The organism is Actinopolyspora alba (assembly GCF_900112765.1).
GTDB classification, from domain to species: Bacteria; Actinomycetota; Actinomycetes; order Mycobacteriales; family Pseudonocardiaceae; genus Actinopolyspora; species Actinopolyspora alba.
In genome coordinates this window covers 124,901-137,442 of the sequence record NZ_FOMZ01000011.1, presented here as the reverse complement: position 1 = coordinate 137,442, position 12,542 = coordinate 124,901, and the positions used below count along the sequence as shown (strand labels likewise).

Below are 12,542 nucleotides of genomic sequence, written 5' to 3'. Positions count from 1 at the left end.
AGCTCGGATGCTTCCTGCCGCCCCGAACACCTCGTCCGCGCGGGAACGGCACAGCGGTCAGGCCAGGCCGCGCACGGTCGAGGCGGGTTCTCGCTCTCCTGCGATGCCCGCGACCATGTCCAGCACCTGGCGCGTCTGCCGTACTTCGTGCGCCCGGAACACGGCGGCTCCGTCACGGGCGGCCAGCGCGGTGGCCGCCAGGGTTCCCGTCACACGCTCGGACAGCTCGGTGCCGAGCGTCTCACCGACGAAGTCCTTGTTCGAAAGTGCCATCAGCACCGGCCATCCGGTCGCCACCAGTTGATCGGTGTGCCGCAGCAGAGCCAGACTGTGTCTGGTGTTCTTGCCGAAATCGTGGGTCGGATCGATGAGGATGCCGTCCTCGGGAACACCGATCTCGGCGGCTCGTTCCGCCTGTCGCGTGGTCTCCTCCACCACGGAACGCACCACGTCCTCGTAGCGCACGCGGTGCGGACGGGTGCGTGGCACGGCACCGCCGGTGTGCGAACACACATAACCCGCCCGGAACTCGGCCGCGACCTCGACCAGCTTGGGATCGGCCCCGGCCCAGGTGTCGTTGAGCAGGTCGGCTCCCCGCACGCACACCGCACGCCCCACCTCGTGTCGCCAGGTGTCCACGCTGATCACCAGCTCGGGGAAGTTCCGCCGCACCTCCGTCACGAACGGAGCGGTACGCTCGATCTCCTCGTCCACCCCCACGAGGGTCCCGGGACCGGCTTTCACGCCGCCGATGTCGACGATGTCGGCACCGTCGGCCACTGCTTCGTCGACGGCGGACAACGCGGCGTCGAACTCGAAGGTCCTGCCCCTGTCGTAGAAGGAATCCGGTGTGCGATTCACGATCGCCATCACCAGTGGCCGCTGAGCACCGAGGTCACGTCCCCGGAAGCGCACGGTCGTCCGCATATCCACCAATCCGCTTCGTCGGGGCCATCACCCCGACCAATGTGCCACATCGAACGGGCCGACCACGGTCTCGTTTGTCGTGCGCCACTCGAAACAGCGGCCCTGGTTACTTCTACACCGAGGCACTGACGTGATCAACACACCTCGTCCAGTCTGCGGACCGCCTGTTGGGTGTAGTACCGCAGCAGCAGCGCGTCCTCGGCGCGCACGACGGAGCACAGCCGGAGCCGCCTGTGAGTGTCCTCCGCGAGATCGCTGACGATGCGCCCCGCACCGGACCCCGCCAGCAGGGGAGAGACGGTCAGGCACACCTCGTCGACGAGACCGTTGCCGACCATTCTGCCGAAAAGCCCGGGGCCGCCCTCACAGACGACGTGGCACCAGCCGCGCCTGCCGAACTCGGCGACGGTCCACGACAGGTCCACTTCCCACTCGCCCGCCACGAGCACCTCGGCACCCGCCGAGCGGTAAGCCTGGATGCGTTCCCTGCCCGCCGTGGCACAGGTGACCACCACGGTTGGCACCTCGGTGTCGGTGAGCACCCCGGCATCGGGCGGCAGAGCTCCGCGAGTGACCACGGCGAGCGGTGGCACATCGGAACGCCCCAGCGCACGTCGACGTCGCACCCGTTCGGCGGTTCGGGATACACCGCTGTAGCCCTCCGCCACCGCGGTACCGGCACCGACGAGTACCACGTCGGCGAGGTCCCGCACCAGTTCGAAGACGACCCCGTCGGCGGGATGTCCCAGCCCGCCACTGCGCCCCTCGACACTGGACGCACCGTCGACGCTGGTCACGAAATTGACCCTCGTCCACGGGTGAGTCAACGACTCGGGATAGGCATAGCTCGAAGCGAGTTCCTCGACTTCGAGGTCGCGACTGCGTTCCACGTCACGCACGAACACCGCGGCCCCTTTCATCGGCACCTCCGTGCCGTTCACCACCGCCACGATCCTACTCGGAGACCGAACGAAAAGGTTCGCTCGCTCGTGCGGTATTCGAGAAAGAGGCATCACCGATGACTGTCACGCTACGGGAAAAGGCCCGCCCGATCACACAGCGGAATTCGCACAACACGATTCCCGAACCGATCGCCTCTCGGCCGGCCCGGCGAAACGGCACCGGGAACCACGGCGAACCCGAATCCGGGGGTCGAACACGTACAGCGGCGCCCACCGGAGGAGCGCGTTCTCCGGTGGGCGCCGCTCGACCGATCACGCGGTCACCGCATCAGTCGACCGAGACCTCGATCCGCTGCGTGTAGTGCGGGTAACCGCTGTAGGGGGTGATGTCGACATCGATGTGCTTCTTGTTGGTGTTCTTGACCACGTGGTAACCCTTGGTCCGGCTGCTCTTGATCTTCACCCAGCCCACCTTGGCGAAGTTCACCTTGAACGAAGCGGAGCTCTTGGCGCACTTGCCGCTGAGCTTCCGCTCGATGTACTGGCCCGTCCCGGACGTCGGAGAGCTTTCGTCGACTCCGCACCACCCCTCGAAAACGCTGACGTTGGAGCCCTGCTCTCCGTCGTCGTAGAGGCACTTGACGTTGTTGATCTCGACGTGCTCGGCGCTGTAGCCTCTCGTTGTCAACGCTCATCAGCGCCGTGACTCCCCGCCACGGGGCGGGCGGCCGCTCGGCGGTCTGCTCGGCGGCCGGAGCGGTCAGCGTCAGCGCGGCCAGACTCAACGCACTCAGAGTCCTGGTGGTGACGGACACGAAAAATTCCTGTTGTCCGAATCTTCCCGAGCCACTCGCAGACAAACAGAACCCTTCTTCTCCCGCAGCGCGATCCCACATTCTGCACACTTGCCGAAGACAACAGGAAAAACAATTCACTCCCCATAGGGCAGAACGACAAAAATTCACATCCGCGACCACCGAAAACCCCCAACGACCAGGAGAACACTCGAAACCCGAAAATCTACACCGAATCGAAACAAGACAAATCAACAAAACCTTTTCGCGACTCCGAGTAGAGCTGAAAACTGTTCGTAGGGCAAAACGCGGAAACCCGCGAGGAACACCGAACACGGAACGATCAACCCGCTCGGCCGGGTTCGCACCCGGGGACTCGAGCCGACCGACCCACCGGGCGGAGCCCCCCAGTGGTGTACTCCTCTGAACCTCCCGGAACGGTTCGTCGAACGGCCAAGAGTTCGGGGACAATCGAACGCATGGAGGACGTGGAGATCGGCGAGGGCACCATCCGGCTCGGACAGCTGCTGAAGCTGGCGGGGCTGGTCGAGCACGGCGGCGAGGCGAAAAGCCTGATCCAGGACGGTGAGGTGCTGGTCAACGACGAGCCGGAGACACGACGTGGGCGGCAGTTGTCACCGGGTGACGAGGTCAGTGTCGGAGCGGAGACAGTGCGGGTCACCTCGGCCTGAGTCGCGATGGTGTAACGAAGGCGACATCCCGGAACAACCGGGCCCGCCACCGTGTTCGCACCGCGAAAGCCGTTGTCCAAGCGCACCGAGAGGTCGGGATCATGCAGTTCGGAGTCTTCACCGTCGGCGACGTCACGCCGGACCCGACCACCAACCGAACTCCCACCGAGCACGAACGGATCAAGGCGATGGTGACCATCGCCCGCAAGGCCGAGGAGGTCGGGCTGGACGTGTTCGCCACCGGCGAGCATCACAACCCGCCGTTCGTGCCCTCCTCCCCCACGACCATGCTGGGGTATGTCGCGGCGCGGACCGAACGGCTGATCCTCTCGACCTCGACGACATTGATCACCACGGACGATCCGGTCAAGATCGCCGAGGACTTCGCCATGCTGCAGCACCTGGCCGACGGTCGGGTGGATCTCATGCTGGGGCGTGGCAATCAGGCGCAGGTGTATCCGTGGTTCGGACAGGACATCCGCCAGGGACTACCGCTGGCGATCGAGAACTACCACCTGCTGCACCGGTTGTGGCACGAGGAGGTGGTGGACTGGCAGGGCGAGTTCCGCACCCCGCTGCGGGGTTTCACCGCCACGCCTCGGCCACTGGACGATCTGCCGCCGTTCGTGTGGCACGGCTCCATCCGCAGCCCCGAGATCGCCGAGCAGGCCGCGTACTACGGCAACGGCTTCTTCCACAACCACATCTTCTGGCCACCGGAGCACACCAAGCAGATGGTCGAGTTGTACCGGCAACGGTTCGAGCACTACGGGCACGGCTCGGCCGACCAGGCGATCGTGGGTCTCGGCGGTCAGGTGTTCATGCGCCGTAACTCCCAGGACGCGGTGGCAGAGTTCCGGCCCTACTTCGACGACGCCCCGGTCTACGGCGGCGGACCCTCGCTCGAGGAGTTCACTTCGCGGACCCCGCTGACCGTCGGCAGTCCGCGGCAGGTCATCGACCGAACCCTGTCCTTCCGGGAGTACGTCGGTGACTACCAGCGCCAACTGTTCCTCATCGACCACGCGGGGCTGCCGCTCAAGACCGTGCTGGAACAGCTGGACATGCTCGGCGAAGAAGTGATCCCGGTGCTGCGCGAGGAGTTCGACGCGCTCAAACCCTCGCACGTGCCCGAGGCACCCACGCACGAGTCCAGGCTGCGCGCACGGAGCGGTGAGACGGTGCACTGATTGTCCCACCGGACCGAACGGCATACCGCCCTGGCGGGTCACGCGTGGCCGAGCGGCCGATCAGAACGGCTGCCCGGTCACGCGGACCAACCGCGAGAACTCGGGGAGCCCGGTCAGTTCGTCACCTCGTCGGTTCAGGAAGCCCCGGTCAGTTTCGAACTCTCGATGTGTCCCAGCTGGGTGAGAATGCTCAGCTGGTCGTAGTAGACCTCGCCACCGATGACCCTGCCCTGCTGGTCGTAGCGCAGCGTCTCGCAGAAGGGGATGTCCATCTGCCGTCGCGTCGCGGGCAGTGACCCCATCGGGCCGTCGTTCTCACCACGACCGTGGAAGTAGGACACGGAGACGTACTCGCCCTCGACGAACGACTCGCCGAGCACCCGAGCGTCGGAGAAGGCGGTGGACCACTCCCTCATCCAGTCCTTGAACTCGTCGAGCGAGTGCATGGTGATTCCCCGAGCGTGGTCGATATAGGCGTACTGCTCACCGACGTAGGCGTCCATCTCGTCGAACCGACGCTCGTTGAACAGTTGGTGCATCTTCAGGTGCGTCTCGGCGTGTGTCATAGGTTTCTCCTGTTCCTGGTGCCCGGCGCCGGAGTTCCGTTTCCGCTGTTCCCGCCTTGAATCACACGGTGTCGAAAGCGCCGGGCGCGTCGTCGACGACGGTTCCTGGTTCCCCACGTCCGACACTGCTCCGCCCGGACCGAGTTCGACCAGAGTCCAAAGACTCCGACGGGCCCGCGTCCCGGCTGCGTGGTCACATCCCGTCACACCGGAGTGACCTGACCTGAAAAGCACCACCCCGGTTCCTTGGGTTGACGCCCAGGTAACCTAGTGACATGGTTACCCACATGACTAATGAACCAACTAACTGGTTCGCACGACGGTGGTGGACGTGATGGACGACGGTCGCCCGCTGTTCCTCCAGATAGCCGAGCAGATCGAGGGCTCGATCATCGACGGCTCACTGCCCGAGGAAACACGGGTTCCCTCCACCAACGAACTCGCCGCGTTCCACCGGATCAATCCCGCGACCGCGGCGAACGGGATCAACCAGTTGGTCAGTGACGGGGTGCTCTACAAGCGAAGGGGGATCGGAATGTTCGTGGCCGGCGGGGCACGCGAGCAGTTGCTGGAACGACGCAGGCAGGACTTCGGGCAGAAGTTCATCGCACCGCTGCTCGGCGAGGCACAGAAGCTGGGGATGGACGCCGAGGATCTGAAGAAGATGATCGACGCCTGGAGGGAAGAGGCATGACGGTAGCCGGCATGAGTGGGGTGAGCAAACGCTACGGTGACACCGTCGCGCTCGACGACGTGTCACTCGGATTCACCGAGAACCGGATTCACGGATTGCTCGGCCGCAACGGCGCGGGCAAAACGACAATTATGCAGATTCTCACCGGGCAGAATTTCGAGACATCCGGAAATGTGAAGGTGTTCGGTGAACACCCCTACGAGAACGACAGAGTGCTGCGCGACGTCTGCTTCATCAAGGAATCGCAGAAGTATCCCGACATGTTCGCGGTCCACCACGCGCTGACCGCGGCGAGCCTGGTCTACGACAACTGGGACGCGGAACTCGCCGAGGAACTGGTCGAGGAGTTCGCGCTACCGCTCAAACGACGCATCAGGAAACTCTCCCGCGGCCAGATGTCGACGGTGGGCATAATCATCGGACTGGCCTCACGTGCACCGCTGACCTTCTTCGACGAGCCGTACCTGGGGCTGGACGCGGTGGCGCGGCACCGGTTCTACGACCGCCTGCTCGCCGACTACGCCGAGCATCCGCGCACCATCGTGCTCTCCACACACCTCATCGACGAGATCAGTGACCTGATAGAACACGTCACCCTCGTGGACAAGGGCCGGGTACTGCTCGACGAGGACACGGACAAGCTTCGTGCCAGCGCTGTCACGGTGACCGGACCGGCGCGAGCGGTGGAGGAGTTCGCGGCGAACCACACCGAACTTCAACGTGAACAGCTCGGTGGTTTCCTGCGGGTCACACTCAGCGGCGCACTCCCCGAACGAACCCCGGAGGATCTGCACGTGGAGCCGGTCTCCCTGCAACAACTCGTCGTACAGACCACCCGACAGGCGACCGGTGAGCAGACGTTCGTCGGTGCCGCGAACGACAAGGAAACCCACTCATGAGACGCCTGCTCAACGTCAGCCGAATCCAACTGATCAACATTCCCGTCGTGTTCGGCCTGCCACTGCTGGTGCTCGGGTTGGCGTTCCTCGCCAATCTGGCGATCTTCGCGATGATCAGCGACTCGGCTCAGCAGGGCGAACCGGCCAGCGGGGCGATAATGTCGATCTATTTCGTCCTGCTTTCGGTGCACCTGCAGACCATGACCCAGTTCTTTCCGTTCGCCGCCGGTCTCAGCGTCACCCGCCGCACGTTCTTCGGTGCCACGACACTTGTGGTACTGGGGCAGTCACTGGTCTACGGAACTCTGCTGACCCTGCTGAAGCTGGTCGAGTCCGGCACCGACGGCTGGGGGATGGGGTTGAGGTTCTTCGGGCTCCCCTTCCTCGTTCAGGACAATCCGCTGCTGCAGCTGCTGATCTACACCGCGCCGTTCCTGCTGCTGTCGTTCATCGGCGTCTGGGTCGGCATCGTGTTCAAGCGGTGGGGCCAGCCGGGGGTCTACACGGTCGTGATCAGCGTCGGGCTGCTGGCCGTGCTGTTCGCCTTCCTGATTACCTGGCGGGAATGGTGGGCCTCGGTCGGAGCCTTCTTCGTCGAACAGCCACCGCTGGCACTGCTGTTCGCCTACCCGCTGGGGCTGGCAGCGGTGTTCGCCGCTGCCGGATACCTGACGATCCGCCGCGCGATCCCGTAGCGACCGCCGCGGCGGATACGCACGGCGAAACCGACGAGGGCACCCGGTCCCGACCGAACGAGCACGGAAAGACCGGGTGTCACTCGTCCGGAGTGCACGGCCCGACGGCTCGTGGCAGCTTGGCCGAAACCACAAATCCGCCCGGGGACGGTGACCACATGACCACGTCGAACGGGGTCAGCGCACGTTACGAGGGTGCGGTACTGATCGACGGCACCGGTGACGAGCCGGTCACCGATGCCGTGCTGCTCGTCGACGATCAGGGATTGATCGACTACGCCGGTGCGGCCGACTCAGCCCCGCCACGGGACGCGACACCGGTGGTCGACCTGTCGGGGCACACCTTGCTGCCGGGGTTTTTCGACTGCCACGTGCACTTCGGGCTGGGCGGGAACATGATGTCGTCCCTGCGGGACATGGCGGCACCTCCGAGCCTGCGGAGTTTCGAGACCGCTCACCGGATGCGGGAAACGCTGCGCGCGGGGATAACCACCGCACGAGATCTCGGCGGTATCGACGCGGGATATCGACAGGCCCAGCGACGCGGGCTGCTCGAAGGACCACGGCTGCGGGTGGCGGGCCGCATGCTGGGCCCGACCGGTGGGCACTCCGATTTCACCCTCCCCGACGGCTCGTGCCCGGATCCGGGACTGGGAAGCGTCGTGGACACACCGGAACAGGCCCGGCGGGAATCGCGAACGCTGCTCCGCGACGGGGTCGACTGGCTCAAGGTGTGTGCGACCGGCGGAATGACGACCCCTTCGGACGACCCGGAGGACGTGGGACTGGACGAGGAAACCATCCGGACCGTGGTCGGCGAGGCCGCGAACCGCCGCCGGGACGGCGTGGCCGCGCACTCGCAGGGAATCGTCGGAATCCACAACGCGCTGCGCGCGGGTGTGACCAGCCTCGAACACGGTTACGGGCTCGACCCGCAGGGCAACGAGCTGATGCTGCGCAGTGGGACCGTGCTGGTGCCCACGCTGTCGGCGGCGCTGCGGATGCCGGAACGCGGCACCGTGCCGGAGTACCTGTGGCAGAAGAAGCACCGCTGGGCCGAGCACAGCAGGTCAAACATCGCCGGAGCCGTGGCGGCCGGTGTCCCGGTGGCCCTGGGAACCGATTCCGGCATCGGACCGCACGCGAGCAACCTGGACGAGCTGCGGCATCTCGTCGAGGTCGGGCTGAGCCCACTGGAGGCGCTCACTGCCGGAACCGGGGGATCGGCACGACTACTGGGGTTGCGAGACCGGGTGGGAACGCTGCGCCCCGGTATGCTGGCGGACTTCGTGGTGACCGACGTCGACCCGCTGCGGAACATCGCGGGGCTGGCCGATCCCGACGCCGTGGTACTCGTCGCCCAGGCAGGGGAGATCCGCAAGAACACGCTCAGCAACAAGGCGGCTTCCGCCTCGTAACGAGCGGTGGGGTGGCATCGTCCACGACTCGCACGAATGGCACTCCGGCACACCTACTGATCCGGGTGCCGCGAGCACCGGCGCGACTGAAAACGACGACCTCGACACCGAGATCGCCCGGCTGAAGCGGGTGGTCGTAGTCTTCCGACTGTGCACGCGTCCAAACCGGAGGCCCCGGTGAAACCAGTCGGAGTCCGTTCGAGGACGGCCACGATCACCACGACATGCGCTCACCTGTTGACCGAGGTGTTCGCACCGTGGGTGCTGGTTCTACTACTTCCGCTCATGGTTGCCCGGCGGGCCACCGACTCACTGACCGCCACGCTGTTGTGGGGTTTACTCGTGGCACTGACCAGCAGCCTCTTACCGATGGGGGTCATCGTCTGGGGCGCGCGGACCGGTCGCTGGGACGGTCACCACGTCCGGGACCGCGCTGGGAGGCTGATCCCCTTCCTGGTACTGCTCGGCTCCAGCGGGCTGGGGCTCGGGCTGCTGATCGTGTTGCGCAGTCCCTGGCTGCTCATCGCGCTCGACATCACGATGGTACTGACTCTACTGGTCACCGGAATGATCACCATTCGATGGAAAATCTCCATGCACACGGCGGTGGCCGCCGGGGCGGTGGTCATCCTCGCCGTCACGCTCGGCCCCGGCTGGTGGGCCTCCGCCCCGCTGGTCGCCGCGATCGGATGGTCGCGGGTCGCCGTGAACGACCACACGACGGCCCAGGTCACGGCGGGAACGATCGCCGGTCTGCTGGCCGGTGGTGGTTACGCGCTGCTCGTGTGACGCGTTCACTTCCACGGCACAGCTCCAGAAACCGGCGGAGGAACCGCATCCGTATCACGCCGATGCCCGCCTCGGGCACTCCAGCGACGGGTTCCACTCTTCCGGCCCGGCGGTGGCGGCGACACCTTCACCGCCACCGACCCTGGTCTCGACACCGGAAGACCCGGTGGTCACACCGAACGGATCGTCGAGGGCCGGACTCGGAAACACTTCAGGCCTGCGCGGTCACTCCCTCGCTCAGTCGAGCGATCGCGGCGGAGAGCTGTTCGGCGACCTCGGGATCGTCGACCGGGTGGGTCTCGGCGAACCGCGTCAGTGATCCCGGCACGGAAAGCCTGACGTCGTCGACTACGGTTCCCCCCGCGATGCCCGCGGCCCTGCGGGCCTCGTCCTGGGCCCACACCCCGCCGTACTGACCGAAGGCGGTACCGACCACGGCGACGGACTTGCCGGTGAGCGCACCCGCACCGAACGGACGGGAGAGCCAGTCGATCGCGTTCTTGAGCACCGCCGGCATGGTCCCGTTGTACTCGGGAGAGATCAACAGGAACCCGTCGGCCTGCCCGGCCGAGTGACGCAGCCGTGCCGCGGCGTCGGGCACCTCGCCGTCGAGGTCTATGTCCTCGTTGTAGAAGGGCAGGGCGTCCAGCCCCTCGTGGATCGCGACGGTGACCCCCTCCGGGGCGAGCTTGACAGCGGCTTCGCCGAACTGACGGTTGTGCGAGCCGGTACGCAGGCTACCGACCAGAACGAGGATGTTGGCAGACACGGCTTGCTCCAGGGTGTAGTACTTCCGATTCAAACGGACCGTGGTCCGATTACTGGTTTACCAGTATAATCGGACCACGGTCCACTTAAAGTGACGGAGGCTACGCTGACGCCATGAGTACCGACATCCCGCTACTGCCGGAGCCCGATTCGGAGACGTCCTCGAACGGCCGGGTTACGCTGCCGCTGACCGCCACCGATGAGAGTTCCACCCCACGCGCCGACGCACTCCGCAACCGAACCCGATTGTTGGAGGCGGCCACGCGACTGGTGGCAGAGCACGGTGCCTCGAACCTGACCATGGAAGGCGTCGCCCAGGCGGCCTCGGTGGGCAAGGGAACGGTCTTCCGCCGTTTCGGAGACCGAAACGGCCTGCTCCTCGCGCTGCTCGATCACCAGGAGAAGCAGTTGCAGACGGCTTTCCTCACCGGCCCCCCACCAGTGGGCCCGGGGGCACCGCCCGCGGAGCGGCTACGTGCCTTCGGTCCGGCGGTACTGCGCCACGAGGACGCGCACCGCGATCTCTACCTCGCGGCCGAACCCGCGGCCGAACGCCGTTTCACCGTGCCCGCCCGACGGGTTCGACTCACCCACGTGGCCACCCTGCTGCGCGAGGCCGGCACGGACGGCGATGTCGAACTCCTCGCGCACACACTGCTGGGCTATCTGGACACGGCACTGACGCGGTACCTGCTCGATCAGCTCGAGATGTCGGTAAACCGGGTCGAATCGGGATGGCGTGATCTGGTCACACGCTTCGTGGCCAGCAGCTCCGACGGATGACTCACCCGGCCCGCGCCAAGCCACCGGCCGAGGAACATATCGTCTCGCACAACCTCTCCGAAGGGACGTCGTCTTCTCCGCCGATGAATCCCCCATCCGTGGCGAGAAGACAACGTCCGATCGAACACGCATTCCGCCCGTTCAGGACGTCTCGGCGTACTGAGGTTCCTCCACCACCGACTCACCGGAGCGTGAACTGTTCGAGGTGGAGCCGGAAAGAAGTGGAAGCGCGAGAAACCCCGCCGCGGTAACCAGTCCCACCACGAGCACGACCGACCACAGTGTGGTGAACCCGTACGACTGCCCCAGCGCCAGTCCCAGTGGCCCACCCACTACGAACGCCGCGTTCCAGGCCAGAAAGTACGAGCCCTGATACGTGGCCACACGGCCCGCGGGGGCACGCCCCGCGATGAAGGCCGCGGACATCGGCGCCCACACCACCTCACCCAATGTCCAGACCACGGTGGCCGTCATGAACATCCCCATACCCGAGGCCAACCCGTTGAGGCCGAATCCCACCGCTACCAGCACGGCGGCCAGCACCAGCGGGGTATGGTCCCGCCACCCGGCGAGCACACGCGGCAGGACTCCCACCAGCACGATCGCCAGCACGGCGTTGACAGCCAATATCGCCCCGATATGCGTGGGATCCAGACCGCTGGTGCGCATGTCCACGGGCAGGGAGGAATTCATCTGCAGGTAGACGCACCCCAGCAAAAAGGTCAGCACCAGGAAAAGCACCAGGGCGGGGCGCCGAAACGGCTCGATGAGCCCGACCAACGCGGCATACCCCTTCGAGGCACCGACAGTGCCGGTGGATTCGTCAGCGGGCAACCACCACACCAAACCCGCGTAGATCAGCGCACAGCCCGCCCAGACGACGAACAGCAGCGGCGGCCAGAACGCCAATACGAATCCCGCCACCACAGGCCCCACCGACATGCCCACGTTGAATCCGACCATGTGGATTCCGTAGGCCCTGGCGAAACGATCCGCGGGCACCAACCGTGCGATCGCGCCGGCCGAAGCGGGGCGGTCGACCATCGAGACGAAACCGGCCAACAGCGCCAGCCCACACACCATCCACCCCCGTTGCGCCAGCACGAATCCGACGGCAGTGATCATCGCCACCGGTTGCGCACCGAGGATTACCCGGCGGTTCCCCAGCACGTCGGCCAACACGCCGCCCACCGCACTCGAGAGCAGCACCCCGCTCCCGAACAGTCCCACCATCACCGGAATCACCGACGGTGAGACGACCCCTTCCTGGCGCACGTACAGCACCACGAAGGCCGGAACCAACATCCCGAGCCGATTGACGACCTGGCCCCACCACAACAGCCAGAACGCACCGGGAATCCCCAACCGAGCGGAGAGCCCCATCAGTCACACCTCCAGCAGTCCCGCGTTCATAGCTACCGCACG

Annotated in this window: 14 protein-coding genes; 8 read left to right on the top strand and 6 right to left on the bottom strand. The window is 65.7% G+C overall.

Going from position 1 to position 12,542, the window contains the following annotated elements:
* Positions 1-57: 57 nt before the first annotated feature.
* From folP to BM150_RS17390, 3 genes are all read right to left on the bottom strand, one after another.
* Positions 58-927 carry a dihydropteroate synthase gene (gene folP / locus BM150_RS17400; protein WP_092928361.1) on the bottom strand — a complete coding sequence of 290 codons (870 nt, stop codon included), beginning with the start codon at positions 925-927 and terminating at the stop codon, positions 58-60.
* 134 nt (positions 928-1,061) lie between these two features.
* Positions 1,062-1,871, bottom strand: a complete 810-nt coding sequence (locus BM150_RS17395) for a pyrimidine reductase family protein (RefSeq protein WP_245755565.1) — start codon at positions 1,869-1,871, stop codon at positions 1,062-1,064.
* A 286-nt stretch (positions 1,872-2,157) separates the two neighbouring features.
* Positions 2,158-2,517, bottom strand: a complete 360-nt coding sequence (locus BM150_RS17390) for a hypothetical protein (protein ID WP_092928360.1) — start codon at positions 2,515-2,517, stop codon at positions 2,158-2,160.
* 585 nt (positions 2,518-3,102) lie between these two features.
* Between BM150_RS17390 and BM150_RS17385 the strand changes: the two genes are divergently transcribed.
* Both BM150_RS17385 and BM150_RS17380 read left to right on the top strand, forming a co-directional pair.
* Positions 3,103-3,315, top strand: coding sequence for an RNA-binding S4 domain-containing protein (locus BM150_RS17385; protein WP_092928359.1), 213 nt, complete (start codon positions 3,103-3,105; stop codon positions 3,313-3,315).
* A 101-nt stretch (positions 3,316-3,416) separates the two neighbouring features.
* The gene (locus BM150_RS17380) at positions 3,417-4,505 is read left to right on the top strand and encodes an LLM class flavin-dependent oxidoreductase (RefSeq protein ID WP_092928358.1); all 1,089 of its coding nucleotides are present in this window, start codon (positions 3,417-3,419) and stop codon (positions 4,503-4,505) included.
* Between the two features lie 134 nt (positions 4,506-4,639).
* Here BM150_RS17380 and BM150_RS17375 read toward each other — a convergent pair whose 3' ends face one another.
* Positions 4,640-5,071 carry an ester cyclase gene (locus tag BM150_RS17375; RefSeq protein WP_092928357.1) on the bottom strand — a complete coding sequence of 144 codons (432 nt, stop codon included), beginning with the start codon at positions 5,069-5,071 and terminating at the stop codon, positions 4,640-4,642.
* Positions 5,072-5,405: 334 nt separating this feature from the next.
* Between BM150_RS17375 and BM150_RS17370 the strand changes: the two genes are divergently transcribed.
* From BM150_RS17370 to BM150_RS17350, 5 genes are all read left to right on the top strand, one after another.
* Entirely contained in the window at positions 5,406-5,765 is a 360-nt protein-coding gene (locus tag BM150_RS17370; RefSeq protein WP_092928423.1) for a GntR family transcriptional regulator, read from the top strand.
* Positions 5,762-6,664 (top strand): ATP-binding cassette domain-containing protein, encoded by a 903-nt coding sequence (locus BM150_RS17365; RefSeq protein WP_092928356.1) that lies wholly within the window; start codon positions 5,762-5,764, stop codon positions 6,662-6,664. Before BM150_RS17370 ends, BM150_RS17365 begins: the two co-directional genes overlap by 4 nt.
* On the top strand, positions 6,661-7,359 hold the full coding sequence (locus BM150_RS17360) for a hypothetical protein (RefSeq protein WP_092928355.1): 699 nt from the start codon (positions 6,661-6,663) through the stop codon (positions 7,357-7,359). Before BM150_RS17365 ends, BM150_RS17360 begins: the two co-directional genes overlap by 4 nt.
* A gap of 158 nt (positions 7,360-7,517) precedes the next feature.
* Entirely contained in the window at positions 7,518-8,777 is a 1,260-nt protein-coding gene (locus BM150_RS17355) for a metal-dependent hydrolase family protein (protein WP_092928354.1), read from the top strand.
* A gap of 246 nt (positions 8,778-9,023) precedes the next feature.
* A complete protein-coding gene (locus tag BM150_RS17350; RefSeq protein ID WP_245755573.1) occupies positions 9,024-9,566 on the top strand; it encodes a hypothetical protein in 543 nt (180 codons plus the stop codon).
* A gap of 211 nt (positions 9,567-9,777) precedes the next feature.
* On the opposite strand, the gene BM150_RS17345 is transcribed toward BM150_RS17350, so the two are convergent.
* The gene (locus BM150_RS17345; protein ID WP_092928421.1) at positions 9,778-10,335 is read right to left on the bottom strand and encodes an NADPH-dependent FMN reductase; all 558 of its coding nucleotides are present in this window, start codon (positions 10,333-10,335) and stop codon (positions 9,778-9,780) included.
* Positions 10,336-10,448: 113 nt separating this feature from the next.
* On the opposite strand from BM150_RS17345, the gene BM150_RS17340 reads away from it, so the two are divergent.
* A complete protein-coding gene (locus BM150_RS17340; RefSeq protein WP_092928353.1) occupies positions 10,449-11,117 on the top strand; it encodes a TetR/AcrR family transcriptional regulator in 669 nt (222 codons plus the stop codon).
* A 141-nt stretch (positions 11,118-11,258) separates the two neighbouring features.
* Here the strand turns inward: BM150_RS17340 and BM150_RS17335 are convergent, their stop codons facing one another.
* Positions 11,259-12,500, bottom strand: a complete 1,242-nt coding sequence (locus BM150_RS17335) for an MFS transporter (protein WP_092928352.1) — start codon at positions 12,498-12,500, stop codon at positions 11,259-11,261.
* Positions 12,501-12,542: the final 42 nt, after the last annotated feature.

Bases quoted from the DNA above. Each gene is read 5' to 3' on its own strand.
- folP (WP_092928361.1), bottom strand. From the start codon at position 927: ATGCGGACGACCGTGCGCTTCCGGGGACGTGACCTCGGTGCTCAGCGG.
- BM150_RS17385 (WP_092928359.1), top strand. From the start codon at position 3,103: ATGGAGGACGTGGAGATCGGCGAGGGCACCATCCGGCTCGGACAGCTG.
- BM150_RS17380 (WP_092928358.1), top strand. From the start codon at position 3,417: ATGCAGTTCGGAGTCTTCACCGTCGGCGACGTCACGCCGGACCCGACC.
- BM150_RS17375 (WP_092928357.1), bottom strand. From the start codon at position 5,071: ATGACACACGCCGAGACGCACCTGAAGATGCACCAACTGTTCAACGAG.
- BM150_RS17370 (WP_092928423.1), top strand. From the start codon at position 5,406: ATGGACGACGGTCGCCCGCTGTTCCTCCAGATAGCCGAGCAGATCGAG.
- BM150_RS17365 (WP_092928356.1), top strand. From the start codon at position 5,762: ATGACGGTAGCCGGCATGAGTGGGGTGAGCAAACGCTACGGTGACACC.
- BM150_RS17360 (WP_092928355.1), top strand. From the start codon at position 6,661: ATGAGACGCCTGCTCAACGTCAGCCGAATCCAACTGATCAACATTCCC.
- BM150_RS17355 (WP_092928354.1), top strand. From the start codon at position 7,518: ATGACCACGTCGAACGGGGTCAGCGCACGTTACGAGGGTGCGGTACTG.
- BM150_RS17340 (WP_092928353.1), top strand. From the start codon at position 10,449: ATGAGTACCGACATCCCGCTACTGCCGGAGCCCGATTCGGAGACGTCC.
- BM150_RS17335 (WP_092928352.1), bottom strand. From the start codon at position 12,500: ATGGGGCTCTCCGCTCGGTTGGGGATTCCCGGTGCGTTCTGGCTGTTG.